At 39.0% G+C, this 25,509-nt stretch carries 28 protein-coding genes and 1 pseudogene; 13 read left to right on the top strand and 16 right to left on the bottom strand.

Annotation, left to right across the window (positions count from 1 at the left end; all coding sequences use genetic code 11):
• Nucleotides 1-53 precede the first annotated feature (53 nt).
• A complete protein-coding gene (locus tag ACO1D1_RS07810) occupies nucleotides 54-599 on the top strand; it encodes a hypothetical protein (protein ID WP_423335489.1) in 546 nt (181 codons plus the stop codon).
• Between the two features lie 139 nt (nucleotides 600-738).
• A complete protein-coding gene (locus tag ACO1D1_RS07805) occupies nucleotides 739-864 on the top strand; it encodes a hypothetical protein (protein ID WP_263315345.1) in 126 nt (41 codons plus the stop codon).
• A gap of 53 nt (nucleotides 865-917) precedes the next feature.
• Here the strand turns inward: ACO1D1_RS07805 and ACO1D1_RS07800 are convergent, their stop codons facing one another.
• From ACO1D1_RS07800 to ACO1D1_RS07765, 8 genes and pseudogenes are all read right to left on the bottom strand, one after another.
• Nucleotides 918-1,133 (bottom strand): twin-arginine translocase TatA/TatE family subunit, encoded by a 216-nt coding sequence (locus tag ACO1D1_RS07800; protein WP_149869811.1) that lies wholly within the window; start codon nucleotides 1,131-1,133, stop codon nucleotides 918-920.
• Between the two features lie 73 nt (nucleotides 1,134-1,206).
• Entirely contained in the window at nucleotides 1,207-1,800 is a 594-nt protein-coding gene (locus ACO1D1_RS07795; RefSeq protein ID WP_149869812.1) for a hypothetical protein, read from the bottom strand.
• A gap of 99 nt (nucleotides 1,801-1,899) precedes the next feature.
• Nucleotides 1,900-3,103 (bottom strand): annotated as a pseudogene (gene dltD / locus ACO1D1_RS07790) (D-alanyl-lipoteichoic acid biosynthesis protein DltD).
• The gene (gene dltC, locus ACO1D1_RS07785) at nucleotides 3,100-3,336 is read right to left on the bottom strand and encodes a D-alanine--poly(phosphoribitol) ligase subunit 2 (RefSeq protein WP_149869814.1); all 237 of its coding nucleotides are present in this window, start codon (nucleotides 3,334-3,336) and stop codon (nucleotides 3,100-3,102) included. Before dltC ends, dltD begins: the two are co-directional and overlap by 4 nt.
• A 5-nt stretch (nucleotides 3,337-3,341) precedes the next feature.
• Complete coding sequence (dltB, locus tag ACO1D1_RS07780; protein WP_149869815.1) at nucleotides 3,342-4,508, bottom strand: D-alanyl-lipoteichoic acid biosynthesis protein DltB; 1,167 nt, start codon at nucleotides 4,506-4,508, stop codon at nucleotides 3,342-3,344.
• Complete coding sequence (gene dltA, locus ACO1D1_RS07775) at nucleotides 4,505-6,022, bottom strand: D-alanine--poly(phosphoribitol) ligase subunit DltA (protein WP_423335488.1); 1,518 nt, start codon at nucleotides 6,020-6,022, stop codon at nucleotides 4,505-4,507. The genes dltB and dltA overlap by 4 nt, the downstream gene beginning before the upstream one ends.
• Before the next feature lie 14 nt (nucleotides 6,023-6,036).
• Nucleotides 6,037-6,186, bottom strand: a complete 150-nt coding sequence (locus tag ACO1D1_RS07770) for a teichoic acid D-Ala incorporation-associated protein DltX (RefSeq protein ID WP_149869817.1) — start codon at nucleotides 6,184-6,186, stop codon at nucleotides 6,037-6,039.
• 150 nt (nucleotides 6,187-6,336) lie between these two features.
• On the bottom strand, nucleotides 6,337-7,359 hold the full coding sequence (locus tag ACO1D1_RS07765; RefSeq protein ID WP_423335650.1) for a M42 family metallopeptidase: 1,023 nt from the start codon (nucleotides 7,357-7,359) through the stop codon (nucleotides 6,337-6,339).
• A 234-nt stretch (nucleotides 7,360-7,593) separates the two neighbouring features.
• Between ACO1D1_RS07765 and ACO1D1_RS07760 the strand changes: the two genes are divergently transcribed.
• Nucleotides 7,594-7,911, top strand: coding sequence for a hypothetical protein (locus tag ACO1D1_RS07760; protein ID WP_423335487.1), 318 nt, complete (start codon nucleotides 7,594-7,596; stop codon nucleotides 7,909-7,911).
• Nucleotides 7,912-7,945: 34 nt separating this feature from the next.
• On the opposite strand, the gene corA is transcribed toward ACO1D1_RS07760, so the two are convergent.
• Together corA and ACO1D1_RS07750 are read right to left on the bottom strand one after the other, a co-directional pair.
• The gene (gene corA, locus ACO1D1_RS07755) at nucleotides 7,946-8,896 is read right to left on the bottom strand and encodes a magnesium/cobalt transporter CorA (protein WP_423335486.1); all 951 of its coding nucleotides are present in this window, start codon (nucleotides 8,894-8,896) and stop codon (nucleotides 7,946-7,948) included.
• A 76-nt stretch (nucleotides 8,897-8,972) separates the two neighbouring features.
• The gene (locus ACO1D1_RS07750; protein ID WP_423335485.1) at nucleotides 8,973-10,397 is read right to left on the bottom strand and encodes a hypothetical protein; all 1,425 of its coding nucleotides are present in this window, start codon (nucleotides 10,395-10,397) and stop codon (nucleotides 8,973-8,975) included.
• 197 nt (nucleotides 10,398-10,594) lie between these two features.
• Here ACO1D1_RS07750 and ACO1D1_RS07745 point away from each other — a divergent pair, with 197 nt between their 5' ends.
• Genes ACO1D1_RS07745 through ACO1D1_RS07725 form a run of 5 tightly spaced genes read left to right on the top strand, consistent with a single transcriptional unit; the run spans nucleotide 10,595 to nucleotide 14,833 of the window.
• Complete coding sequence (locus tag ACO1D1_RS07745) at nucleotides 10,595-11,929, top strand: spore germination protein (RefSeq protein WP_423335484.1); 1,335 nt, start codon at nucleotides 10,595-10,597, stop codon at nucleotides 11,927-11,929.
• Between the two features lie 22 nt (nucleotides 11,930-11,951).
• Nucleotides 11,952-13,025 carry a GerAB/ArcD/ProY family transporter gene (locus ACO1D1_RS07740; RefSeq protein ID WP_423335483.1) on the top strand — a complete coding sequence of 358 codons (1,074 nt, stop codon included), beginning with the start codon at nucleotides 11,952-11,954 and terminating at the stop codon, nucleotides 13,023-13,025.
• Nucleotides 13,022-13,180, top strand: coding sequence for a hypothetical protein (locus tag ACO1D1_RS07735; protein WP_423335482.1), 159 nt, complete (start codon nucleotides 13,022-13,024; stop codon nucleotides 13,178-13,180). The genes ACO1D1_RS07740 and ACO1D1_RS07735 overlap by 4 nt, the downstream gene beginning before the upstream one ends.
• On the top strand, nucleotides 13,135-14,121 hold the full coding sequence (locus tag ACO1D1_RS07730; RefSeq protein WP_423335481.1) for a Ger(x)C family spore germination protein: 987 nt from the start codon (nucleotides 13,135-13,137) through the stop codon (nucleotides 14,119-14,121). The genes ACO1D1_RS07735 and ACO1D1_RS07730 overlap by 46 nt, the downstream gene beginning before the upstream one ends.
• A gap of 16 nt (nucleotides 14,122-14,137) precedes the next feature.
• On the top strand, nucleotides 14,138-14,833 hold the full coding sequence (locus tag ACO1D1_RS07725; RefSeq protein ID WP_423335480.1) for a DUF421 domain-containing protein: 696 nt from the start codon (nucleotides 14,138-14,140) through the stop codon (nucleotides 14,831-14,833).
• Between the two features lie 106 nt (nucleotides 14,834-14,939).
• On the opposite strand, the gene ACO1D1_RS07720 is transcribed toward ACO1D1_RS07725, so the two are convergent.
• Nucleotides 14,940-16,121 (bottom strand): TIGR04053 family radical SAM/SPASM domain-containing protein, encoded by a 1,182-nt coding sequence (locus tag ACO1D1_RS07720; RefSeq protein WP_423335649.1) that lies wholly within the window; start codon nucleotides 16,119-16,121, stop codon nucleotides 14,940-14,942.
• A gap of 285 nt (nucleotides 16,122-16,406) precedes the next feature.
• Between ACO1D1_RS07720 and ACO1D1_RS07715 the strand changes: the two genes are divergently transcribed.
• A complete protein-coding gene (locus tag ACO1D1_RS07715; RefSeq protein ID WP_423335479.1) occupies nucleotides 16,407-17,495 on the top strand; it encodes an ATP-binding protein in 1,089 nt (362 codons plus the stop codon).
• An 88-nt stretch (nucleotides 17,496-17,583) separates the two neighbouring features.
• Entirely contained in the window at nucleotides 17,584-18,213 is a 630-nt protein-coding gene (locus ACO1D1_RS07710; protein WP_423335478.1) for a TVP38/TMEM64 family protein, read from the top strand.
• An 89-nt stretch (nucleotides 18,214-18,302) separates the two neighbouring features.
• Here the strand turns inward: ACO1D1_RS07710 and ACO1D1_RS07705 are convergent, their stop codons facing one another.
• Nucleotides 18,303-18,653: a hypothetical protein gene (locus ACO1D1_RS07705; RefSeq protein ID WP_423335477.1), complete on the bottom strand. Its 351-nt coding sequence runs from the start codon at nucleotides 18,651-18,653 to the stop codon at nucleotides 18,303-18,305.
• A 96-nt stretch (nucleotides 18,654-18,749) separates the two neighbouring features.
• On the opposite strand from ACO1D1_RS07705, the gene ACO1D1_RS07700 reads away from it, so the two are divergent.
• On the top strand, nucleotides 18,750-19,355 hold the full coding sequence (locus tag ACO1D1_RS07700) for a LysE/ArgO family amino acid transporter (RefSeq protein ID WP_423335476.1): 606 nt from the start codon (nucleotides 18,750-18,752) through the stop codon (nucleotides 19,353-19,355).
• A gap of 302 nt (nucleotides 19,356-19,657) precedes the next feature.
• Nucleotides 19,658-20,305, top strand: coding sequence for a PAQR family membrane homeostasis protein TrhA (gene trhA, locus ACO1D1_RS07695; protein WP_423335475.1), 648 nt, complete (start codon nucleotides 19,658-19,660; stop codon nucleotides 20,303-20,305).
• Nucleotides 20,306-20,361: 56 nt separating this feature from the next.
• On the opposite strand, the gene ACO1D1_RS07690 is transcribed toward trhA, so the two are convergent.
• From ACO1D1_RS07690 to ACO1D1_RS07675, 4 genes are all read right to left on the bottom strand, one after another.
• Nucleotides 20,362-21,741, bottom strand: coding sequence for an MFS transporter (locus ACO1D1_RS07690; protein ID WP_423335474.1), 1,380 nt, complete (start codon nucleotides 21,739-21,741; stop codon nucleotides 20,362-20,364).
• A 14-nt stretch (nucleotides 21,742-21,755) separates the two neighbouring features.
• The gene (locus tag ACO1D1_RS07685; protein ID WP_423335473.1) at nucleotides 21,756-22,241 is read right to left on the bottom strand and encodes a hypothetical protein; all 486 of its coding nucleotides are present in this window, start codon (nucleotides 22,239-22,241) and stop codon (nucleotides 21,756-21,758) included.
• Nucleotides 22,222-22,710 (bottom strand): hypothetical protein, encoded by a 489-nt coding sequence (locus tag ACO1D1_RS07680; protein ID WP_423335472.1) that lies wholly within the window; start codon nucleotides 22,708-22,710, stop codon nucleotides 22,222-22,224. Before ACO1D1_RS07680 ends, ACO1D1_RS07685 begins: the two co-directional genes overlap by 20 nt.
• Before the next feature lie 67 nt (nucleotides 22,711-22,777).
• Entirely contained in the window at nucleotides 22,778-24,319 is a 1,542-nt protein-coding gene (locus ACO1D1_RS07675) for a multicopper oxidase family protein (RefSeq protein WP_423335471.1), read from the bottom strand.
• A gap of 131 nt (nucleotides 24,320-24,450) precedes the next feature.
• Between ACO1D1_RS07675 and ACO1D1_RS07670 the strand changes: the two genes are divergently transcribed.
• Complete coding sequence (locus ACO1D1_RS07670) at nucleotides 24,451-25,464, top strand: XdhC family protein (RefSeq protein ID WP_423335470.1); 1,014 nt, start codon at nucleotides 24,451-24,453, stop codon at nucleotides 25,462-25,464.
• Nucleotides 25,465-25,509 lie beyond the last annotated feature (45 nt).

The raw sequence follows: 25,509 nt of genomic DNA, 5'->3' as shown, positions 1-25,509 counted from the left end.
TAATTTCGTGCTGAAATTTGAATGTATATCTAATCAGAATGGAAGGGATCGTAATGAAGCTTAAAATATTTTTGACATTGGTATTAGTTTTGTCCATGTCAGGTTTTGCAAGTGCGAAAGATTCTGTGCCAGTTGACCATGAGGAAAAGCCATGCAATTGCCAGGAAGAAGAACACCGTCATATGATGCATAAAGACTGGCAGTCAATGATGAAGGAGCGAGAGCAAAAACTCCTGACATGGGTAGACCAATATACTCCGGATAAAAAGGGAGAATGGACGAAAGTGCTGGAGGAAAAGAAGACGCTCCGTAACAAGTGGTTGAGTCCGGAAAATGCGGCTAAACGAGAGCAGTGGAAAAAAGAAAAAATGGCTAAAATGGAAGAGCTTAAAAAGCAATTTGATGAAGGAAAGCTGACAAAAGAACAGTATATTGCAAAGATCCATGAAGGGAAAAAGATGGGACATTGGAAAATGTTCCATGATTTAAGAATAGCGATAGATAAAAAGGACGATAAGCAGGCTGCGGTAATTCTAAATCAACTTTTAGTTCAAATGAAAGAGCATAACAAGATGTTGAAAGAAAAATTGAAAATGTAATAAATAGCACTTGAAGTAGTCAATTCCAAAATGGGATTGGCTTTTTCAGTTTATTTTTATGGTAATTTTTTCGGGTGCTAAAGTGATCCTCTTGAGGGAATATTGTAGAAGTAGGATAGTGACTAAGAGGAGGATTTACATGGACAGAAAAAAACTGATGATGACAACGATTGGATTGGGTGCTGCCTATTTAATGCGCAATTCAAAATCACGGAAAAAATTAATGAATCAATTTCAAGCATTTGCTGAAAAATCTAGAAGATAAAGACAAAAAAGCATCCCCTCTAATCATTTCAGGGGGTGCTTTACATTTCAGCGTTATTTTTTTAAGCTAACTTTCTCTTGTTTTGCTTCTTTAACATCTTCTTTAAATTCTTCCTTTATGTCTTCAGCAATTCCCTCTGTTGCTTTTTTAAATTCACGGATGGACTTTCCAACGGCACGTCCGATCTCAGGGAGTTTATTAGGGCCAAAAATAACTAGGGCAACAATTAGAATTAAAATTAATCCCGGAACACCAATATTTGAAAACATGTTTTTCAACTCCCAAAACGAATAAAATGATCATGTCTATTATACCTTTAAATATAACATTATTCTACTATGATTAAGTAAAAGTTGCGTGGATCATAAATAGAATAAAAAATCCTATTGCAAGTTTTAAATGCCAATTATGATCAGTCCTTTTAAACCGCTTTAAACCCATGCCCATAAGAAATAACAAAACTAATGAGGAGGCAATACCGGTTAAATAAGTAAAGTCAAATTTAAATCCTCTAATAAGTGCTAAAATTCCATGCAGTGTGACGATACCGAAAGATAGGATTGCAACGGGAACATGCCATTTTCGAGCTAACTTAGCAAGGAATTGCAATGCTGTTTTCAACTGAAAGTCTTGGATACGGAATTCCTTTATTTTTTTCCATTTCAATAATCGATAGATTGGATAAATCGCTAGAGCAGCAAAAAATCCAATTCTTGAAATGGAACCGATTTGTTTAAAAATCCCTTTGTAATGTCGGAAATCCTGGGCAAATAATTGCTGGCGATTAATAAAGATGGCAATCATCCCTATCGAGATCAAAATGACCGTTGCTAGTGCAAATAAAATAATGGTTTTTCTTTCTTTGGGATTAGGAATAAAATTAGCAAAAAAACTTGATTTTTTAGCTGATTGGGAAGACTGATTAATGTTAATCACACACCTTTGATCTCAATATAAAGGTAGTTTACCCTATCTATATTAAAATTGTATAAACAGCGGGTTAAAAAAGTCTGAAATAGAATGAAGCTGATCAGGCTAGTTTGACCGAACGACTTCAACATCTATTTTTTTCCCTTCATAAAAGTCCTGGATTGCTTTATCGGCATAGACCCAGCCTTTCCAGCCAATATGAATTGTATCCTTCATGAAGTAAGGGTCATATTCATGATGGGAGAAATCGGCAATTTGAAAGCCCTCGGTTTCAATTTGTTTTTTTATCCGTTCATAATACGCGGTGCGTCCTACTTTTGGAAAACCGGTGTAGTCGTACCATGGTCCGTTAACGGGAACAGAAATAAATAACGGCTCCGCTCCAGCCTGTTTTAAAAGGCTAAGGACTAGTTGGAAATCTTGGTATTCAGGAGATTCACCATACGATGCACCAATTTTGTTATCTTTTAACGAAGGAACCATTTTGTGAATTTTATTGTATTGGCTATTAATCACGTAAAAGTGATTATTCGTTGATTTTTTTTCGCCGAGATGATTTGCCTGTGCCGCTAATTCATCCCAGGATTTATTCTTCACCTGTGGGTTGAGATCCCGCTTATGTGGAATACCGCCGACCAATGAATAATAAAGGTCCTTTTTTATTAACAATTTACGATAGGCTAAAGCGAAAGGGCGGATCCATGCACTCTCTCTTTTGGTCCATGGATTATTTGTAATCTCCGCTCGATACATGACAGATAGAAATGGATCGTTTTGAACGGGTGAAAATTTTAACAACCGTTCAATAGCCTTTTTCTTTAGCGCGGGATCGATGTTTTTATTAAAAGCTAAATCATAGCCTTGCAAGGAAGAATAATTCAGGAACAAAATGGGACTCATCCGTTCCTTTTGGCTGAAACCATTGCGGGGACAAGACGAAAACCATTTTCTTTCCCTTCAGCTGCCCAGTTTGCTCAGCAAAATTTAAAAAATGAATTAATGATTCCGTTCCTCCGCGACCGATAAGGAAAGGGGTGAAATCTCCCCCAGCCTCTTTGAAATAATTGGACGGGTGGAAACGGTCAAGTCTGGCAAGTTCTGAAGATCCATAAATCGGTAAATATTGATGATCTTCAAGCATTTTTTGCTGGACATATTTACCCTGAAACATAAATGGATTTAGTTCTGTTGCAGCTTGAGAAATTCTCGATTTGGGTATCATTTTCTCAATCCATTGATTTGGAATCGCAACCACAATAATCAAAACGAGAACGGCTGCGATTATGGGTGAGAATAATACTTTTTTCATTGGAAATCAGCCAATTGATTGGCGATATTAGTAGGTGTATTCCATGTATCACGGTCAAACTCGGTAATTGGAACAAGTATGCCGAAACGTTCTTCTATTTGAATGAGTAATTCAACTGTCCCAAATGAATCCAATAAACCGGCATCAAATAAATCAATATCCGGATTTTCCTTAACGATATCGTCCTGGCAAATTTCTGCTAATAATGTTAAAACCTCATGGTTGAAATCCATTTGAATCAAACCCCTTTATGAAATAATTGTCCTGAGAAAATATAAAAACCAAAGCAAATCACATGGAAGGTAATGATGATCGCAACCATATGGGTAAGCTTATTTTGCGGCCACCATTTGTGTTTTTTATTGAACCGTTCAAAGGCATTGTAAGCAACCATTATTACAGCATGGTATATCCCATAAATGAGATATTGTATTTCCAAACCGTGCCATACTCCCATTAATAAAAACAGTAAGATATAACCAAGGTTTGAGAGGGTGTTACGGTTTTTAATCCATTTTTTCTTCGTCATCCAAAAGACAAATCGCATGTACACATAGTCTCTGAACCAAAAGGAAAGACTCATATGCCAGCGATTCCAAAAGTCTTTAATATTCCTGCTAAGGAATGGCTTATCAAAGTTTTCCGGAGATTTGACTCCCATAATATAACTAACACCTATCGCAAAAGCGCTGTAGCCGGCAAAATCGAAAAATAGATAGAGGCTATAGGCGTACATGTAATAGAGGTGGTGTTCAAAATGACTATGGGCAATAAATCGTAAGTTCGTGATAAAAAAATGATTGATAGAATAGCCAATGATGTATTTATATAAAAAACCGCAAAAAATTTTATTTATCCCTTCATAAAGCATGAATTTGTATTGTTCGCCCGATATCACTACTTCCAAATCTTTATCAAAGCGGCGATAACGGTCGATTGGACCAGATGAAATGGTCGGGAAAAATAAAATGAAATAGAGTAATCGGGAGAGGGGCAGGTCTTTTTTAATCAGCCCATCACGTGTCTCCATGATTAATTGCGTACCCTTAAACGTTAAATAAGAAATACCGAGAAACCCAATGACGTTTATATCTGAGAAATAAGGCAGCAGCTTCGAAAGAATCAGCGGCAGAATCGAAAGAAGAACGGCAATATAAAAAATGTTGTTAGCATTGTTCTGTCTCCGATAGGTGATGTATGCCTTTATTAAAACGACTTGCCAAATCGTAAATATGATCAGTGCAATAGCTTGATTAAGAGATGAAGCAAAGATGATGCCAAGGACGATGATTGAAACCAACATGTTATACGTATGAAATCTTTTTCCCTGTAAACCGAGAATAACCGTCGGTGCTAAAAGAACAGCAAGGATGAAAAAGAAACTAAAAGAACCATAGGGTGTCATCGTAATATCATTTCCTTGAATTTTTTACGGTCCATTTTTCCATTCGCTGTCATTGGAAGCTCTTTATGGTATGAGAATTTTCTCGGGATCATATAAACAGGGATGACCTTGCTCAGGTCTTTTTTAATCGCGCTAGTTAATTGAAATTCCTTTTCAAAATCATGGCTGGCAGGAATAATGGCCGCTAGTAAATAGTCAATTTTGTCATGCTGATAGACCGGAATGACTGCGGCGGAGTTCACATATTTGCAATTGGCAATCTGATATTCAATTTCCTCTAATTCCATTCGGTAGCCATGAAGTTTGATCTGAAAATCCATCCGGCCTTTGTAAAAAATCAATCCATCGTGGCCAAGAAAGGCAGCATCACCTGTTCGATAGGCCTGCTCCCCTTCAAATTGATAAAAGCTTTTTTCGGTAAGTTCCTGCTGTCCCAAGTACCCTTTACTTACACTCGGACCAATAATAATCATTTCACCTTTTTCCCCAGGCCTGACCGCCAGGCCATTTTTATCAACCAAAACGATTCGTGTGTCTTTTTTTGGTTTTCCGATAGGGAGATTCGGGTATGCTTCCAGTATTTCAGCTGTTATCTCAACTGAAGTGACCGCAACGGTTGCTTCAGTCGGGCCATAGGTGTTAAATATTTGTGCTTTTGGGAACCGCTCCCTTAATTGCATGCATATCACTGCCGGCAAGGATTCCCCGCAAAATAAAAACACGGAAAGCTCTGGCAGCAGGTCTTCCGTAAACGTTGGTTCCATTAAACACATCTGAACGAAAGAAGGAGTAGAAGTCCATACCTCTGTCTTTGATTTGGCCAATGCTTCAAATAATAGCTTTGGCCTAGCAATCATTTCTTTCGTTATCGCAAAAATGGTACCTCCACTCGCAAGAGCGGAATAAAGGTCCATGACGGATAAATCAAACGAGTACGGTGCTTGATTTAAAAAACGAAGATTGCCATTGATGGGGAAATCCGCTGCCATCCAATCGACAAAGCTTTGCAGATTATGAGCAGAAATCTGAACGCCTTTCGGATTTCCGGTACTTCCAGAAGTATAAATAATATAGAAATTTTCATCCCCGGTAACCCAATTAGATGGATCTATTGGGACATTTGAAACTGGTTCCGCCAGAATATGATCATAGTTTACAATCGTGACTTCGGCATTGTTCAAGACCAATTCTTGTCCGGAAGCATTAATGACCCATTCAGCGCGCGAACTACTGATTATGTTTATAATCCTTTCGCTTGGAATTGACGTGTCAACAGGAATGTACGGAAATCCTGCTTTTACACATCCTAAAAAAGAGCAAACCATTGAAGCTTCCATATGACCATAAACTAAGACAGGCAACTGTCTTTTATTGGATTGCTTCAAAAGAAAAGCCGCTGTTTGCTCCGATTGTCTCCAAAGTTCGCCATAAGATATTTCTTCCGAGGGAGAGATATAGGCTAACGTTTCGGGATGTAAATGCGAAAATCTTTTTATTGTCTCTAACAATTCCATCTTGGCAGCCTCCCTTAAAAATCGTTGTAAATGTAGGACCCTGCACTTGCATCGTTAAATCCGTACATAAAAAATAACAAAAGGAGGATGAGCAAATAGTAAACAAACCGGCCAAGCCACTTTACCTTATGGCTGTTTAAAAATCTTCGTAATCTTTCAACCATCGGTGGTGCCTCCTTTTTGATGACATAACAATCATAATCCCTTTTTTGATGGAAACAATTAATGGCGAATTAATAAATTATTAAAAAATAATTAAATTTAAAAACAAAAAAGACCGACTGTGTACCCAATCGGTCTTTTGCTTCTTATGCTTATTGAATTAATTCAGACAGAATGTATTGATATAAAAGCCTTGCTGTATTTTCAATTGATGATTGGTGTGTTCGCTCGAATGCATGCGAAGAATCGATGCCAGGTCCGATTAAGCCGTGAACAATGTCATGACCGGAGCGAATGGCAGCCGATGCATCCGATCCATAATAGGGATAAATATCCAATTTGTATTCAATGTTATTTTCTTCTGCCAGGCGGACTAAATTCTTGCGTAATTGGTAATGATAGGGCCCGCTTGCATCTTTAACACAGATGGAAACCGTATATTCATCGGTGGACTGCCCGTCACCCATTGCCCCCATATCCACTGCTAAGTATTCAACCGTTTCCGGCGTTATATTGGAGTTACCGCCGTAGCCGATTTCTTCATTGTTCGAAATTAAAAAATGGGTGGTATATGGCAAGGTCAGATTTTCAGTTTTGATTTGCTTGATTAATTGAAGAAGAATCGCCACACTTGCTTTATCATCCAGGTGGCGGGATTTTATATAGCCGCTTGGAGTCAATTCCACCCGAGGTTCGAATGAAATAAAATCTCCAACCTCAATCCCTAGTGCCCTGACTTCTTCAGCTGTATGTACTTTTTCATCGATCCGAACCTCGATATTTTCCTGATTTCGCTCTGCTTTACCGGCATCCTTATAAACATGGACGGATGTTTGATGCATGAGTATAGTTCCCGTGTATTTCTTGCCGCTGCTTGTCTCAATTTGGCAATATTCTCCTTCGATGGAGTTGTATTTAAAGCCGCCAATTAAGTCGATTTTTAATCTTCCGTTGGATTTAATTTCCTTTACCATGGCACCAAGCGTATCAACGTGTGCAGTAAGCATCCGGTGTTTGCTCGTATCTTTTCCTTCTACTGTCGCAATTAACCCGCCTTTTCGGTTTCTGTATGTGTTGATTTGCAGCTCTGAAAGGAAATTTTCAACAAAAGTGATGACTTCATTTGTATTTCCGGACGGACTTGGGATCGACACTAAATCACTAATTAATTTCATTGTGTCTGCAGAATATGTAAAATTACCCACTTTAAATACCCCTTTCTGAATTTTCATTCCTTACTATTATACTAAAAATCAAATATGCCATGTAAAAAATCAAATTTATCGTCAACTTTTTAAGAATTCATGCATAGGTTAACTGTGTTTACTCATTCTCTAATCGGATATACATTGGATAATTGGGTATAAATGGAACCATTCGAACTTTTTCGAAATTAATGGAGGAGAAAAATGTTGACCAGAGTCGAATTATATAAACATAAGCCGAAGCAATCTACATGGAAGGGTCTATTATTTTTCATCGCAGCCTGCATCATCTTAACAGCCGGTTTCTTTATTTTTCGCTATTACTATCAAAGTTCAATAAAAATTGAAGCACCCAGTGAGAATTTAGGACAAAAAGTCGTCATTCATCTTCCAAATGGACAAAAAGTGTATACGTATGACAATTTGATTTTTGAAAAAGACGGTAAGACCTATTATAAAGGGGAGCGGAACACGATTGATTTAACCGGAGGAACCGTTGCCTATGAAGATTGGTCAGAATAATCAAAGACTAGCCTAATGATGGCTAGTCTTTTCATTATTTAAACCAACCTTTTTTAAAAAACCATATTGTCATCCCAACAGCAATAACTAACATCAGCAGCAGTGCGCCAAAATAGCCGTATTTCCAAGTCAATTCGGGCATATGGGTAAAATTCATTCCGTACACACCTACAATGAAAGTAAGAGGCATGAAGATGGTTGTGATGACTGTTAAGACCTTCATCACATGGTTTGTTTCATTCGAATTTATGGAAATGTAGCTGTCCCGTATGTCCGTCGTAAGCTCCCTGCTTGCTTCAATCATTTCAGTTAATTTAAGCAAATGATCATGAATATCTGAGAAATAAGCAGTTTTTCCTTCGATACTTGTTAATCGTTGAGAATTAAGAATTCTGTATAAAAGATCCCTCATGGGGGCAATTGTATGCCGCAACGATAAGAGGTCATGTCTTGTATCAAATAAATCCTTCAGTAATGCCTCCATTGATCTTCCTTTTGAATTTTCATCTATTTCATTTAAGGTATCATCTATTTGATTTACTAATGGAAAATAATTATCGACCATATTGTCAAGAACGTAGTAAAACACATGGGAAGGGTCCCATTGCTTCACGTTTGCCGCTTGACTGAAACGATTCCAAACCTCATCGATTTCAGGGGAGTGTTTATGATGAAAAGTGACAACATAGTTTTTACTGAGAAAGATATTAACTTCCTCTCGTGCAATCATTGTTGGGTTCAAAGCTTGAACCACAAAAAAAGCATAGCCTTCATAATAATCAAGCTTTGGTCGTTGTAAATGATGGATACAGTCTTCTATCGCTAGAGGATGGAAGGAAAGCGGGTTTCGCAGGAAATCTATTTCCTCCTTGACTGGTTGATGGAAATCAATCCAATACCACAGAAAATCCCCTTTGACAAGTTTTGCTATTTCTACGTCTTTGATCACTTCATGATTCTGATTTACTGCAATCGTTCTAATCATAAAAAACTCCTTATTGGCTTTTCTTACATTCAATATAAAGGAATGCAGGAAAAAAAACAGCCATTTCGGTGCGATGTCATTGTTTTTTTGAGGATAAAACTGAATCCCGGATCCATTTTTTACGTTTTTTTCGATCTTGGATGACTTGAAATAAACTTTGGATTCCAAGAGTTAGTACCACGATTATGCCGCTAAATACAATAAACACAGCAAAGTACTCGAAAGGATTATAAGACGTTAAGCGGGCCCAATGAATGTTCCCTTCTAAATCATGTGTAAACAGGTTCATGCTGAAGATTCCGCAGATGACCGTATAAAGGGTTAAAACTAAAAGCAGCATGGTGTCTCTTTTCTTGCCGGTGTTTTCTTCGTACTTAAAAAGACTAAACAGGATATCTTTTGTATTGGTAAATAAGGTATCAATATCAAAACTTTTCCTAATGTTGTTAAAAAGTTCTTGCTCTTCAGCCAGGACAGGAATTACGGAAAAAAAATAATTAGAGGTAAATGAGTTGATTGTGTAAATTAAGTGTTCAATTTCCTTTTTATCCTGGTCGAGATTGATAGCGGAATAGCCGGCTGCAATTTTTAACAATACAAGTTTATGAAACAGATTCAGTAGCACGGCATAATAAGATGGGCCGTAAAACTGTTTTGCCAGTTCGCTAAATTCGTGTGGGTGGTCATTTGTTATTAATGAAAAACATTCTTCTTCAAAAATAGAATACGTGGTGGGAGCCCAGCGATCACAGCCATGGTCTTTCAGATAATTAGAGATATAGTCTACATTATTTGCATTTACATAGGGATTTCCAGCATCATTTATTCCGCAAAGTCTTCCTGTACGATAAACATCTACTATATCAATGGTTTCTCCTTCATTTAGGGTGAGCAAGGATTGGACATACATGTTCTGAGTATTGAGAAAAGAAGAGTCCTTGTCAAAAAAACCCGGTAACCCTGGAAATAGATAATTATACAAGAAATCGTTTATCGGAAGATTAACATCTCCGCCATATTCGACTGTAGCAGCTGAAGTTTGTTGCACGAGCATGCGAAAACGATCAGCAAATTCTATTGTTTGGGAGAACGGCATGTCCAACATTTCTGTTCGAATGGTTATGAATCCCAGATAATACGGGCAAATGAATAAATCTAGTGAATGGATTTGAAAAGGTATTGTCACATGTTTTGTTTTGAGCAAACCATTCATGTCTAGTTGTTTTGTGAATCTTTGGAATCCCTTTTGCTGGTGTGATGGTGGAAAAAGAAAGTTATTTGTTAACGGAAGGAAAAAGGATTTCATTTCACGATGAGACACTCGATACCGGCCATAATAGGCTGTTTCTTTTTGTACATCCTTTAATGTATAAGAAGTAAAATATTGATCTTGTAAGTAGCGGTACAGGTTAGGGATGGTATCCGCTTTCATTGAAAAAGGGAAAATAAATTGAAAAAGAGCTGTAGTAACCTGTTTTTCTTTAAAATCGATGGGCTCCATGTGCTTTTTTTCCTTTCATAATATATCTAAAATCAACTTTCCCAATTTAAAGGAAACTTAACCAGCAAAAATAATACTTCCCTTGAAAATGAATCAGTCCATACGCCGCTGGCCAAGGGGCTTGTGTTTTTCTTTTAGAATAAAATACCAAACAACGAGGAAACTAAATGGAAAGAAGTTCTTTGAGAGGTATAAAAATGTCATCAAATCAATTGCAAACGATCAAGGAGAGTCTTAAAAATAATATACAGCCGGCAGTGGATGTGGTTTTCAAGGAATTTCATACGGCAGAAAAATATATGGAAGCTTTGTATATCAAAACGATAAGTGATGAAACGATGATCTATGATAAATTGCTTAAGCCATTTTTTGAAATCAAGAGCCCGGCTGAATTTTCAGCCTATCTTCAATCAAATCCGCAAGTAAAACCATTTGAAAGCGAGCAGAAGGCGCTTGATGAATTAATCAGAGGTGTGGCCATCCTATTTTATCAGAATTCCATCCTTTTATTGGATAGTAAAGTGGACCGGAATAACTCGGTCTTAGATACAACTGTAGAGACGACGATTCAAGGACCGCAATCCGGATTTAGTGAAAGCCTGCCCACAAACCTGGGGCTTATTCGAAAACGGTATCCGGAAACATCATTAAATGTCGAATCTACAACTGTTGGGACGATTTCAAAAACAGACGTGATGATTCTACATGATAAAAAGCGCACAGACCCCCAAACATTAAATCGAATAAGAGATTTTTTAGCTTCCATTGATGTGCACATGTTTCAAACAGGCGAGCAGCTGCTGGATATTATTAAAAAAAGTAATCGGGCGCTCGTACCTGTGATGCTTGTGACCGAAAGACCTGACAGGGTAGCCGTGAATTTAGCCGCTGGGAAAGTGATTATCTTGGTTTCGGGTTCACCTTTTGCTGTTGTTTTACCAACTGTAATGAAGGATTTCATGTCATCCATGGAAGATATTTATCAGACTTACTGGGTAGCGAAATTCCTGCAAATATTGAGGTATATTGGTTTTCTAACCAGTCTTGTTCTTCCCGGCCTATATGTTGCTGTCACTAGCTATAATCCGGAACTGTTTCGGGTTCAATTGGCATTGAGTATCGCCGGCAGCCGGGCAGGTGTACCATACCCATCATTTATTGAAGTTTTGCTGATGCTGTTTATGATGGAGATGCTGACCGAAGCAAGTATTCGGCTGCCAAAAGCGATTGGACCGACAGCAACAACGGTAGGCGGCTTGATATTAGGACAGGCCGCAACAGAAGCCGGACTTGTCAGTAATATTATGATTATCATTACATCCTCAGTTGCTATCTCAAACTTTGTTGTCCCGATCAACGCTTTCAGTTTTACATTAAGAATTATGAAATATTTTGTTTTAGCGTTGGGAACGTTTTTCGGTTTAGTTGGTGTAGTGCTTGGATTCTTCATGCTAATTGCCTATATGGTCAAACTTGATAGCTTTGGTGAGCCGTTTCTTACGTTAATTCAAAGTAAGCCAAATAAAGAATAGCTAAAAGATTGGGGGGAGGGCAATGAACCGGTACTATTTATATATTGTGTTAATGAATATGCTTGTCAATGTCATTATATTTGTTCCAAAAATATTAATAGAATATCGCTATAAAGGGGCGGTGATGGGTGTAGTCATTGCCATTCCGATTGGCGTGGCGCTTAATTATTTTTACAGCACGGCAATCAATAAGTTCCCGGAACAAGGAATGCCTGAAATTTTAGCTAATGCCAAGCATCGATGGTTTAAAATACTCCATTTCGGCAGTATTCAATTCATCTGGTTTTCGGCAGGACTCATTACACTAATAGGATTTATTGATATTTTAGCAAGGTTTGTCAATCCGGAAATGCCGAAGTTAGGCTTGCTCGTCATCTATTTAGCGGCTATTTTTCTCATAATTCAGCTTCCCACGGAAAGGGTCATGTATTTTCTTGAAATTGTCCTATTTCTCAATACGCCATTAATTGGCTTTATTATTTTTAAGGCATTTACAAATGAAAATCTTAGCTGGGATTCGATGATGGAAGTTGGGACCTATATATTTGAAAGGCCAAGCTTGAAATCGATCGCTGCAGCTACCTATTGTTTTTCCGGTTATGCCAACCTGATTATTTTTAACAGGGTAATAAAGGGGAAATTAAAGATTTGGAATTTTATAGCCATCTTCTTTTTAGGTGCGTTCAATTTGTTTACGACATTCTTTATTCCAATAGGTTTTCATGGTTCTGATGGCGCTGTAGAATACCTATATCCATGGATTTCTACAGCAGATTCACTTAGGTTGACATATAGCCCGATTGAACGAGTGATCTTCTTATTTTTAATGTTTTACATGAGTATTACGTTAATTAGTATCTCAGTTCATTGGCATGTCACCTATGAATTAATTAAGGGAACCTTTAAGGGGAAAATGAGTAAAAAAATGAATTGGACTATTCTTGCTTTCTTTACGTTATTTTCGGTCGCAGGAGTTATTTATCTAAATACAGTTTTATTAAACAAGGTGACTGTCTATTGGATGATGCTGCGTCTAGGCTTGGAAATCATGATAGTTGCGATATTTTTCATTTGGACTAGGAGGCGGAATGCTTGAAATCCTTTATCAAATGGGAATACTTAATCATTGTTCTTTTATCAGTATCATTGTTAAGCGGCTGTGGTTTCAAAGATATTGATAAACGCTTTTTGTTGTCAGCATCGGTGTGGATCCTGCCAAAAACAGCTCGAAGAAATATCTCGTCAGCCTGAAATTTGCGGTACCAAGTGAGTCAAAGGGAACCAATACTGATTTCATCATTGTTTCGGAAAAAGCGGACTCAATGTCTGAAGCAGTAAGAATTATTAAAACCAAAGTAGAAAAAGAGATTGATTTCAGTCATGCAAAAGCCGTTGTGTTCGGGGAAGATATTGTAAAACAAAATGGGAATGCCGGGATCAATTATTGGTTTACGAGAAGAAGGGATATCCAAGGGATTGCATGGGGGGCGATTGGGAAACCAAGCGCATTGGATGTACTGAAGGTTAAGCCAAAATCGGAGCGTATCCCATCGAATGCCATGTTCTTAGCATTGGGGAAGGATGGATCCGAGACCCCGTATGTTATTTCGGAGTTCCTCTTTGATTACAAGTATCGCTTAATAGAACGGGGAATAGATCCGATGCTGCCGATCATTGAAGCAAAAAAGGACTTATTAGAAATTAATACGGTCGGGCTTTTTAACAAAAGTCAAATGAAGCTGACTCTAACTCCTGAAGAAACAAAAATTCTTAATTTCATCCGAAAACGTGAGGAAAAAAGTGCAAACAAAATCAAGAAGGGAAAGACGACAATCGTCATTGACACACACAAAGTGAAGACAAAATATAAAATTTATACGCCTAAAGGAAAAACTCCCTATATTAAAGTGAAAGTTTCGCTTGAGGGAACCTTGGAAGAGACAACCAGACGTGTTTCAAACGCACAATTATCGTACTATGAAAAAGCGGCTGAAAAATCTTTAAACAAGGAAATCGAAGAAGTACTGGTGAAAATTCAAAAAGCAAATCTAGACCCTGTGGGGTTCGGCCTTCGCTACCGTTCCCGTCATTTTAATAAAGATGATTGGGAGGAGTGGCAGCGGATATACCCTCAGATTCAATTTAAGGTCCAATCGAAAATGCAAATCGAAGATACTGGTTTAATTGAATAAGAGAGGAGTCAATTACATGAATGTAATGGAAGTTTTCAGCAGGGCCGTTGGCGCCTTTATTGTTCTCTTTCTCCTAACAAGGATCATGGGAAGAAAACAGATTTCGCAGTTGACTTTTTTTAATTATATCACCGGGATTTCGATTGGCACGATTGCAGGTGCTGTAACTATCGATCCGAGTTTGAAGCTGTCTGCAGGTTTTGTCAGCCTTTTAACATGGTCCGGCTTAACATTGCTGGTTGCCTATTTTGATTTAAAATCGCGGAAGGCACGTAAGTGGATGGAAGGCGAACCCGTCATTTTGATTAGACAAGGGAAGATTTTAGAACAGCAATTGAAAAAACAGCGATTGGATATGGATGAATTACAGTTGCTCCTTCGCAGTAAAGATGTGTTTTCGATTGTAGATGTGGAATATGCAATTTTAGAAACGAATGGTGAATTATCGGTTCTCCTAAAAGAAGGGAAGCAGCCGTTAAAGCAGGAAGCTTTCCTAACTTCGAAGAAGCCCAAGCAAACGCCGATACCGCTCCAGCTTATTGCCGACGGGAAAATTATCAATGAAAATTTGCAACAGCTGAACGTAAATCGAAGCTGGGTTGAGGACCAGTTAAGGGTGTCAGGCACGAATCTGTCTGAAGTGTTTTATGCTGAACTTCAACAAGATGGTTCCTTGTATATTGATAAACGTTCAGATTATTTACTTCATTAAGAAAAGCGCAAGCTCCCTGGAACTGGACAATTCTCGAAGTCGAATTTATAAATTCTTATAGTATAAGAAAGGCATTCCTTCGCCGGAATGCCTTTTTTAAACCATTTTATATTGTTGGCGCCGTTTCTTTATTGCGCATTGCCTGCGGAATATAGACGCAGAATGGTTCGCTTTCCAAATAGTCGCCGGTCACAGCATAGGTTCTGGATCGTGAACCGCCGCAAATTTTGTTGTATTCGCAGACACCGCATTTCCCTTTGTAGTTATCAGGCTGGCGAAGCTCCTTGAATACCTTAGAGTCTCGATAAATTTCTGCCAGCGGTGTGTTACGAACGTTTCCGCCGACAATTGGCAGCAAGCCGCTAGGCATGACATCCCCAATATGGGAAACGAACGCAAACCCGTTCCCGTCATTTACCCCTTTTGGGGCACGCTTTAAGCCATCATGCATCGAGGCAAAATCTGTTGTTATCGTATCTTCGTAATGGATTTCACCTTTATCGATTAAATGGTCACGAGATTTCTGCTGCAGGACCACCCGGCGATAATGCTGTGCCGCAGTTGTTTTGATGTCGTACGGTGCTGTTTTACTTAGCTCATATAACCAGCGAAACACTTTTTCATGTTCTGCAGGTGTTATACATGCGTCCAACTGTCCACGGCCTGTCGGCACAAGCAGGAAGATGTACCACATCACTGCACCGAGCTCTGCTACAAGCTTTGACATTTCCTCAAGTGAGTCATAATTATAGCGAGAAATAACCGTATTGATTTGCAGCGGCATATGAAGCTCATTTAAATACTTAATTTTTTCAAGTGTTAAATGAAAAGAACCAGGCGTTCCGCGGAAATGGTCATGTATTTCCGGTGTGGGCCCGTCGAGACTGAATCCCCAGCGTGATAGCCCTACCTCTTTTGCACGTTTCATTTTCTCTATGGTTACATTAGGTGTTGCACTCGGCGTCATCGACACGCGCATTCCTTTTTTGATTGCATACTCGGCAAGCTCGAAAAGGTCCTCCCTCATCATACAATCTCCGCCTGTGAAAACAAGCATCGGATTATCCATTTCATAGATTTGATCAATAAGATGAATCCCTTCCTCATGTGAAAGCTCGCGCGGGTCAGGTGTCAGCTGGGCATCAGCGCGACAGTGCACACACTTTAGCTGGCAGGCTCTCGTTACCTCCCAAATAACAATGAATGGATTTTCGTCATAATTAATTTCTTTACCCGCTCCATACGGATGGCCCATTGTATACGGATGACCTTTACTAATTCCCTGCATCTTCATCACCAAATTCTTTATTATTTTTTAACCATAAAAATTGTTTCTATAGGTTCATTATAATTTTGTGAGGAGGATGTGCATGGAGGGTTTGTTACAATATTTCTACATTCCATTTAAATCATGGTGTTTTTGATGGTTTGAGTGGTTATTTTACATTTTGAGAAATCAGAAAATTAATACTTTAAGAAATGGTGTTTAACCTTTATACTTAATAAGGCAACTTCTTTTAATACAATGATGACCCCATGATTAGCAAACAGATGTAAATTTTTGGAGGCTCAAATGTTTAATCTAACACTTTTTAAAGAGCTATTCTATCAATCTAGAATTCCACAATTAATTAGTTCTACTGATTTCTCAACCATACAATACAATCCCGCTTTTGGTGAATTTCTTGGCTACGCCATAGAGGAATTAACAACCTTGTCTGTTGAGTCTATCTCTCATCCGGAAGACATGCAAAAAGACGCACAACTTTTTGGGGAATTACTAAATGGAAAAAGGGATGAATATCAGCTTGAAAAAAGGTATTTTCACAAATCCGGTGATCTTAAAACAGGTTTGCTAACGGTCTCCAGGATTAGGGAGAAGTCTTCGGGTGATGAGTTTTTACTCGGACAAGTTCTTGATATCACCGAAAAGAAACTAATTGAGGATGCATTAAAGCATCGAGAAATACGGCTGCGGAAATCAGAAAAGCTGGCAGTTGTAGGTCAAATGGCAGCAGCGGTTGCGCATGAGATTCGTAATCCATTAACTCCAATAAAAGGATTCATGCAGCTTTTACATGCAGAAAAAGAGATTAACCCCATTTATTTAGGGATTGTGCTGGACGAATTGCATCGGGTCGAGACGATTATTTCTGAATTTTTATCGATCGCTAAGCCGCATATGAAAATGACTGGGATTGTTCATGTTGACAGCTTAATGCGGCAAGTCATCCAATTATTACAGTCTGAGGCTTTAATGGATAATAAAAAATTAAAATTCCATTTTACCCCGCCCATACATGGGATTATGGGTGACCCTAACTCTTTAAAGCAAGTGTTCATGAATGTAATCCAAAATGCCCTCGAAGCCATATCCAATAAGGGGCATATTGATGTAAGCATCTTTTCAGATCAAACGGGAGTGATTGTCAAGTTTACCGATAATGGATGCGGGATTCCGAAGGACAGATTGTCAAAGCTCGGTGAACCATTTTATTCTACGAAGGAAAAGGGGACTGGTCTTGGACTAATGACCAGTTACCGAATCATTGAAAGTCATAATGGGAAAATCAACATTGAGAGTGTTGAAAAGGTAGGAACGACGGTGACCATCTGGCTTCCTTTCGAAACCAAGGAGGAACAAAAATCCGCTGCTGATTAGCGGATTTTTTGAATGGAAAGCTTTTCCCTGCCAAAATTAGAAAAGTTTAGTATGATGGTTTCATAACAAGGTATGAAAGGAGCTTCCGATGATGAAACGAATCATAAGTGTAGGGATCCTCCTTTTCATAATAACGGCAGGCATTATTCAAAAGGATGAATTACTGCACATTGTCAAAGAAGGCGGCACCTTATCCATTTTCATCAGCATGTTGTTGGCAGCTATTTGTGTCTTCTTTCCAATCATTCCCTTTTCGGTTTTAGCAGGTGTGTTGGGTGCAGCATTTGGTGCTTTCCAAGGGGTTTGGATCTCATTGGCAGGTGCCATGGCCGGAACAATGGGATTTTTCTTCTTAAGCAGATATGGTTTTCGTGATTGGGCAGAGGAGAAACTAACCAAATACCCTAAAGTCAGGGAGTATGAGCGTTTTTTATATCGAAACTCATTCGCAGCGATTCTCACCTGCCGTTTAATCCCGATTATTCCGTCACCTGTCGTTAATATTGTTTGTGGTTTAAGTTATGTTCAATGGTTTACTTTTTTTATCGCTTCGACACTAGGGAAGATCCCCAATATTCTAATCTTGTCCTATGCAGGTTCTAAATTTAGTGACAATAAGCTTTATTCAATTGGAATCTATGTCTGTTACCTATTTGTCATTTTCCTGATTAATATTATCATCATCTATCGAAAAAGGTCGCAGAAGTTTAGTGAATAAACCGTGATAAAATCATTGTTAATTTTATAACAGAGTTGATTTGAGCGGAAATCAACATCCGAAGTCTAATGATTAAATCACTCTAATGTTTAAATCACTTTTTGGACATTGAAATCGTTTTGTTTTTCAACGATGATGATCTCTTTAAAATAGCTTTTTAAGATAAGCCATTTAGCAGGATAGGTATAGATAAAATCTTCAATCGTTTGAAGTGAGTAATAAATAAAACAATCAAAAGCGCTTTTTTCTTTTTTTAAATCATACAATAGTGCATGGGGAATAGTGTAATACTCTTGTAGCTGATATGGGTTCAGTTTAACAATCTGGATATTTTGATCCGAGATATAGTTTTTGATCGATTGTTCCTGCAATGCAATACTCTCATCCTGGGAGAGCCCATTTAAACTGATACGATCATTAATAAAATACATTCCCTTCATATCATAACACCCTCTCATAAAACGTTAATTGCTATTGTTATTGACAGTGTTGCAGAGAAGTATACTTGTAATGGAGAAATGGTTAAGGAGAGAAATATGATTAGTGCTGCAATTCATGGATTTATTTTAGCCTTTGGGCTGATTCTGCCTTTGGGCGTTCAAAATGTGTTTGTATTTAATCAGGGGGCAATGCATAAGAGGTGGGTGTCTGCGCTTCCAGTGGTTTTAACGGCTTCCATTTGTGATTCGCTATTGATTTCGTTGGCCGTTTTTGGTGTTTCGGCCGTTGTGTTAGGTGTGGCCTGGGTAAAAGTTACGTTGCTTTCAGTCGGCATTCTTTTTTTAATTTATATGGGGTACACGACTTGGAAAAGTAAGCCCGTGACAGGAGAATCAAAAGCAGTATCCCTTACACCGCGAAAGCAGATTGCCTTTGCAGCCTCCGTGTCATTATTAAATCCGCATGCCATTATGGACACAATCGGTGTCATTGGGACAAGCTCATTATCCTATTCAGGCTCAGCGAAAATAACCTTTTTGGTTGTCTGTATCCTTGTCTCATGGATGTGGTTTTTTGGACTTTCGTTTGCTGGAAGATTAATCGGGAAACTGGATCAGTCTGGAAGATTTCTACTTTACCTAAATAAAATTTCGGCATTGATTATGTGGGGGACAGCCCTCTATCTTCTTTTTTCACTATAAAAAAAATTACCCGGCAAGTATGCCGGGCATTTTCCAAATCTATATTAAAAGGGGGCGGAGGTTAAGGTTCTTCGTGAACCTATTTCTATAGTAACGGATAAATATGAACAAATTATGAAGGAATAATTAATAGTTTAAGAAAGGTGATCAATTCAAAATTTGGATTGTTTTTTTTCGTTTATATGATAAACATCCATTGTAGCCGTTTCATAATCATGCTAATTTGATGAATATCGTTAATCTTTTCTTGGCATTCTAGTTCATGGCAGAGTCCCTGCATTAATAGGAAGGAGAGGTATCATTTGGCGGCAACACATACATTTTCAAGGCAAGAAGAAGTAGCAAATTCGATTACACACGGGATCGGGGCATTGCTGAGTATTTCGGCATTAGTTATCTTAATTGTTTATTCATCCCTATACGGTACCGTCTGGCATGTGGTTAGCTTCACAATTTTTGGTGTAACGATGTTCATTTTATATATGTCTTCTACCTTGCTTCATAGCTTACCAGAAGGGAAGGCAAAAGATGTCTTTGAAATTTTAGACCATTCATCGATCTACTTTTTTATCGCTGGAACCTACACACCATTTTTATTAATCGTCATAAAAGGGACAGTGGGTTGGCTATTGTTCGGTATTGTTTGGGGACTGGCTGTAGCGGGTACCATTTTTAAATGTTTTTTTGTAAAAAAATATCTATTTAGCTCTACCATTCTCTATGTTGTCATGGGCTGGTTAATGGTGTTTGCTTGGAAACCGTTAGTAAACACTCTTTCCACAGAAGGCTTGATTTATTTAGTCATTGGCGGTGCCCTCTATACGCTTGGTGCCATTTTTTACGTTTGGCGTGGGTTTACATACCACCATGCAGTTTGGCATCTTTTTGTGATTGCCGGCAGTACAGCGCACTTCTTTGCAGTATTATTTTATGTATTGCCCATAAAATGAAGGGAGCAGCACCTCAAAAGGTGCTGCTTCCTTGCTGACAGTTTTGCCAAGGATTCTCAAACATGTTTGATCTTTCCGAGTTTGATCTCTTCCCGAGAAAACCACACGCTCATTAAGAAGCTAATGATTCCGGCTATGATTAAAACTCCGCCGATGATTTTCATGTTATCCGCGGAAATTTCCGATCCAAAAATTAACCCCAAAATAATAGAAGAAAAAATAGAGCCTAAAAATCTGCAGGTTTGGAACAAGCCCGATGTGGTCCCGATGATCTCTTTAGGACTCTCTTTCACCATTGCAACTTGAAGCACAACATTGCCAATCCCATAGCTTAAACCCATGATTGATAAAGTGATCCCGATGATTAAATAAGAGGCATTCACAAAAAACACTGTAAAAATCAGCGCTCCGATAATAGATATGAACGATCCAGCTAAAATTGGCTGGTAGACCCCCTTCCGATCAATCCATTTTCCTGTGACGGACGAAATAATAATACTGACCCCCGACATAAATAACATGAGTAAACCGCTATGCTCAACACTTAATTCCAATACTTCTTGAAAGTAGCTCGGGAGTCCGAAGAACAAACAATAGAAAAATATGTTCAAGAAAATAAATTGGAGATATACACTTGAAAGCTTTGGGTGTGATTTGAAGATTCGGATATCGATAAACGGTTCTTTCACTCTTAATTCCCTCCAGGCAAATAGAGCGAAAAATAGGATGCCCGCAATACCTGAAAGGTAATGAACCTTTGCTCCAAACGATAATAGAAACGATAAAAAGAAGACCATTCCCGCAGCAAATAAAACGATACCAAGAAAATCAAGCTGGAATAACAATGCCTTCATTTGTGCTTTATCCTGTTTAGTGTCCTTCGGAAACATGTACCAGCCAAGAAAAAAACTGATGATGATAAACGGAAAATTCACCCAAAAAATAGCCGGCCATCCACCCCAGACAATAGAGAACCCGCCAATGGTTGGTCCGAGTGCCACCATCGCCGAGGCAAATATCGAAAGGACCGCTAGCGCTGAAGCTTGCCGGTCTTTGATATTGTCCCGTATTAATGCCATCCCTGATGGATAGATGGCACTGCTGCCAATGGATTGGATCATTCTCATCACAAGTAACATAAGAAAGGTTGTAGAAAGTGGGGCCCCGATGGCGGACAGCGTAACAAGCACAAGTCCGATTAAAAAGGTTTTTTTTCGCCCGAAAATATCGCCAAGCTTTCCTGTCACCGGCTGTGCCACTGCACTAGCTAAATAAAAGCTTGATATCAGCCAGGATACGGTAGTAAATGAAAGCCCAAAATCCTTCTGAATACTATGTAATGCCAGTGCGATCATAGATGAGTTAAGCGGATTTAACATTGTGCCTGACGCAACTGCTGTTAGAAATAGGGATCGATTTTTTTTCATGTGTAACATCCTTTGGAAAATGTCTAACTATTTTTTTTTTGATAAAAATGTAGATATAACAGAAGAAGAAGGCTTTCTACAAAAAAGTAGACAGGAATGGAATAGAGAAGTTTATACCCGTTCTTGTAATGGAAAATGCCAACTTTTACACAAATCCATTCTAGAAGAATGGCCATTACAGCCCAAAAAAGGATATAAACTCCTCTTAACTGTCCCTTAATATGAAGCCGTTCATAAAAATATATAAAAATGTATCCAAACGGTGCATACATACTATAGGATAGTAAATCGAACAATGAGTACCCATGATCGTCACCGACATCATATAGGTCAAGGGGCGGTACAGCAATAGTATGATCAAAAATCAAACCTAAATAGGGGCCTATGAGCAGGCAGAATATCGTGGTTAACAGCGGTAATTTTTGGGGCAAAAAATAGATTAGACATAATCCCACCACAATCATACCGATAACAAACCATTCGTTTAGGTCAAATTGATGGACCATCATTGCTTTGGTTCTCCTTCAGGTATAGTTTCATTAATAAAACCTTGAAAAGAAACGAAAAAACCATCATACCTGCACAAAAAAGACCCATATACCAGATTGACCAGTGTTGTAGTCTTTCAATGCCAAAAACCGACAATAAATGGGCGGTTGCCACTAGAATAATCCAGATGCTTAAAGTGATAACGAATCTATTACCTGCCCGTTTTTCGCTATAAACTAAATTTATAAATAAAAGCAGCAACGAGGGCAGGATAATGTCACGATAAACGACCGAGGTAATAAATGCCACAGGGCTTTTATCCACTATAAACCACTCTAATTTAAACGAGAAAATAGTATAAAAATTAATATGCACGAGCTGGATCATGAGAAATAGAATAATGTTTAGCTTACTTGAAAGCCTTTGTTTTAACGAAAAAAACACGGCTAAAATCATCCAAGCAATGACAAAAAAAATAACAAGTCCCATCGGCTTCATCCTCATCCAAAATCATGTTAAATATATCATTCCCAAACATGAAAAATTTTAGTAATGGTTAGCGGGGAGGAAGTATTTGATACGGACGCATCATTTCATAATCCTCATGCTCCAGCATATGGCAATGCCAAACGTATTGGCCGGTGAAAGGGAAAAACGGGATAATGATGCTGGTAATATGTCCGGGCGGGCATCGGACGGTATCCTTCCAGCTTCGCTCACCCGCCTCCGGCCGAATCCCAGCACCTGTGTATCTCACTTGCTTCGTTTTTTTATAATAGCCCACATCGAACGGGCGTCTTTCAAGAATTTGAAATTGGACTAGATGAACGTGAATGGGGTGATCGTCCCCATTCGTATTAACAAAACTCCAAATTTCTACTGAGCCAAGATGCGGATTCTCAGAAATAGGATCATCCCACATTTTCTTATCCAGTAAAAATATGGATCTTCCATATTGGTCCTTTTCTTCACTTAATTCGAGAAAACGATGCTTGCGGGAAGAATTTGCCGGCAGCCACTTGATGGGCCCTGAATTGGCCGGGATTGTGCTCGTATCAATCGACGATAGCGGCTTTGTTACTCGAAATTCCATAATGATTCCCGTGGTTTCAGGAGAAACACGCTCACCAATTGGAAAATGAGTTGGGGCATCATTTTTCAAAATAATAGAGGCGCCGCCCATATTCGAGAAATCAATGATAACATCCACGCGCTCAGCAGGTGCAATCAATATAGTGTTCACCCCAACCGGTCGTTCAAGGAATCCGCTATCGGTTCCGATTTGATAGAATAATTGTCCCGAATCCAAGGTTATCCGGAAAAAACGGGCATTTGCAGCATTTAGTATTCGAAACCGATATTTCCGCGGCTCAACCTCTAAATAGGGCCATACCTTGCCGTTGACGAGGATGGTATCCCCAAAAAAAGAGGTAATAATCGATGGCGTGATGCCGGAAGCATTATTTTCCGGCTGATTTGGATAGGCTAATGAGCCATCCTCATGAAAAGACCGATCCTGAAGCAGTAACGGAATTTCAAAGGGACCACTTGGAAGATTTAAAAGACGCTCGTGGCCGTCCCTTATAAAATAAAATCCGGCTAGTCCGGCATAAATATTTAATCGTGTCAGGCCGATCGCATGGTCATGGTACCAGAGTGCGCGTGAGCTTTGCTGATTCCCATATTCAAAAATTTCTTTTTGAAAAAAAGGACCTCGTGCTGCAAACCCATTTGTAAACCATGCATCAGGGTACCCGTCACTTGCGGGTTCCGTTCTGCCGCCATGTAGATGAACAACAGTCCGGACATCAGGTTTCTCTTTCTCCGCGCCATGGACAGTATGATCAATCGGCAGCAGATGCTTATCAGGCAATGCATTCATCCACTTTACCAATACTCTTTCACCTGTTTCCACATTGAACGTTGGCCCGGGATACATTCCTTCATAACCCCAAATGGTGGTTTGGGGCAAATGTCGATGGAGCGATTGCTTCGTTTCCTTCATGCTTACCTCATAATACGTATAGTCACTTGTTTTCCATTTTGGTTTTATAACGGGTGGAATCGGCAGCGGATCCTTAAATCTTTCAAGCTTCATGGTTAGCGCCCCTTTAAGTATTTTTATTAATTCATATGAAAATAGCAATTGAAAAATTAATCATTCTAGGAATAGCATCCGGCTTAATATAAATAAGATAGGAATTCATGTGTTTGAAGTGGGGGAGAAGCGTGGAGGATTTTTACCAAATTATATCCGGGCTTGATTACCCGGGGGAAAAGGTAGTAGCGACAATCGTTCATGTAAAGGGATCAGCTTATAAAAGAGAAGGATCTTCAATGCTGTTTTTTGCAGAAGGCACGCAGCTTGGCATGTTAACGGCAGGATGCCTGGAAACAGATTTGGCGAAGAAAGTAGAAGAAGTTTTTGAGAAACAAGAGGCTATTATCGTGCAATATGACTTGTCTCAAGAGGATGATTTAGGATGGGGGCAAGGTGCGGGCTGTAATGGGACGATTGATATCTTAATTGAGCCAGTGACGGAAAAGGTCAAAGAGGATTTTCAATTGGTTAAAACAATGCTCAATCGACATAAGCCTGTCATCTGCTTAAAAAAACTAGATGAATTGGGAGAGTATGTTTTTATTGAGGAAGACGGCGAACCGTTTGGGAACTGGTCCGGGCCAATTCCAGTCATTGCGTTTACATCGAAAAGCGGTGTCATGCCGGGGAATCCGGCTGTTTTTCAACATACGTTTCAGCCAAGACCCAGGCTGATTGTGTTTGGAGCTGGACCGGATGCGATCCCGCTTGTTTCTTTAGCAGCCGAAACAGGCTTTTCAGTTACGGTCTGTGATTGGCGGGAAGCATTTTGCCAGAAAAAATACTTTCCGGCTGCAGATGAGTTATTGCTGGGCTTCCCTGCAAAACTGGTTAAACAAATTACTTTTTCGCCCTACGATTTTGTTGTTGTGATGACACATCATTTTCAGAGAGACCAAGAGATTGTCATAAGGGTACGAAATAAGAATATAAAATACTTGGGTGTGCTTGGGCCAAGGGAGAGGACGAAAAGATTGTTTAGAAGTGAAGAGATCCCGGAATGGATTTCCTCACCATTGGGTACGGCGATTGGTGCAAAAGGACCTGTTGAAATTGCCGTAAGTATTATGGCGGAAATGATTAAAGTATGGAGAAAACCTGTGCATGAAAGAGTGGAGCTCTTATGGACCATACCGGATTAATCGTTTAAATGAATACCGTTTTCTTGCCATTTCGGTAGGTGAGGA

Source organism: Neobacillus sp. 19 (assembly GCF_049463095.1).
Lineage (GTDB): Bacteria > Bacillota > Bacilli > Bacillales > Cytobacillaceae > Neobacillus.
This window is presented reverse-complemented; position numbering and strand designations above follow the sequence as displayed.

Bases quoted from the DNA above. Each gene is read 5' to 3' on its own strand.
- ACO1D1_RS07680 (WP_423335472.1), bottom strand. From the start codon at position 22,710: ATGGGACTTGTTATTTTTTTTGTCATTGCTTGGATGATTTTAGCCGTG.
- ACO1D1_RS07675 (WP_423335471.1), bottom strand. From the start codon at position 24,319: ATGAAGCTTGAAAGATTTAAGGATCCGCTGCCGATTCCACCCGTTATA.
- ACO1D1_RS07740 (WP_423335483.1), top strand. From the start codon at position 11,952: ATGAACCGGTACTATTTATATATTGTGTTAATGAATATGCTTGTCAAT.
- dltA (WP_423335488.1), bottom strand. From the start codon at position 6,022: ATGGAATTGTTAGAGACAATAAAAAGATTTTCGCATTTACATCCCGAA.
- ACO1D1_RS07750 (WP_423335485.1), bottom strand. From the start codon at position 10,397: ATGGAGCCCATCGATTTTAAAGAAAAACAGGTTACTACAGCTCTTTTT.
- dltC (WP_149869814.1), bottom strand. From the start codon at position 3,336: ATGGATTTCAACCATGAGGTTTTAACATTATTAGCAGAAATTTGCCAG.
- ACO1D1_RS07700 (WP_423335476.1), top strand. From the start codon at position 18,750: ATGATTAGTGCTGCAATTCATGGATTTATTTTAGCCTTTGGGCTGATT.
- ACO1D1_RS07765 (WP_423335650.1), bottom strand. From the start codon at position 7,359: ATGAAATTAATTAGTGATTTAGTGTCGATCCCAAGTCCGTCCGGAAAT.
- ACO1D1_RS07710 (WP_423335478.1), top strand. From the start codon at position 17,584: ATGATGAAACGAATCATAAGTGTAGGGATCCTCCTTTTCATAATAACG.
- ACO1D1_RS07770 (WP_149869817.1), bottom strand. From the start codon at position 6,186: ATGGTTGAAAGATTACGAAGATTTTTAAACAGCCATAAGGTAAAGTGG.
- ACO1D1_RS07705 (WP_423335477.1), bottom strand. From the start codon at position 18,653: ATGAAGGGAATGTATTTTATTAATGATCGTATCAGTTTAAATGGGCTC.
- corA (WP_423335486.1), bottom strand. From the start codon at position 8,896: ATGATTAGAACGATTGCAGTAAATCAGAATCATGAAGTGATCAAAGAC.
- ACO1D1_RS07720 (WP_423335649.1), bottom strand. From the start codon at position 16,121: ATGCAGGGAATTAGTAAAGGTCATCCGTATACAATGGGCCATCCGTAT.
- ACO1D1_RS07725 (WP_423335480.1), top strand. From the start codon at position 14,138: ATGAATGTAATGGAAGTTTTCAGCAGGGCCGTTGGCGCCTTTATTGTT.
- ACO1D1_RS07690 (WP_423335474.1), bottom strand. From the start codon at position 21,741: ATGTTACACATGAAAAAAAATCGATCCCTATTTCTAACAGCAGTTGCG.
- ACO1D1_RS07715 (WP_423335479.1), top strand. From the start codon at position 16,407: ATGTTTAATCTAACACTTTTTAAAGAGCTATTCTATCAATCTAGAATT.
- ACO1D1_RS07745 (WP_423335484.1), top strand. From the start codon at position 10,595: ATGTCATCAAATCAATTGCAAACGATCAAGGAGAGTCTTAAAAATAAT.
- ACO1D1_RS07810 (WP_423335489.1), top strand. From the start codon at position 54: ATGAAGCTTAAAATATTTTTGACATTGGTATTAGTTTTGTCCATGTCA.
- ACO1D1_RS07760 (WP_423335487.1), top strand. From the start codon at position 7,594: ATGTTGACCAGAGTCGAATTATATAAACATAAGCCGAAGCAATCTACA.
- ACO1D1_RS07800 (WP_149869811.1), bottom strand. From the start codon at position 1,133: ATGTTTTCAAATATTGGTGTTCCGGGATTAATTTTAATTCTAATTGTT.
- ACO1D1_RS07805 (WP_263315345.1), top strand. From the start codon at position 739: ATGGACAGAAAAAAACTGATGATGACAACGATTGGATTGGGTGCTGCC.
- ACO1D1_RS07685 (WP_423335473.1), bottom strand. From the start codon at position 22,241: ATGATGGTCCATCAATTTGACCTAAACGAATGGTTTGTTATCGGTATG.
- dltB (WP_149869815.1), bottom strand. From the start codon at position 4,508: ATGACACCCTATGGTTCTTTTAGTTTCTTTTTCATCCTTGCTGTTCTT.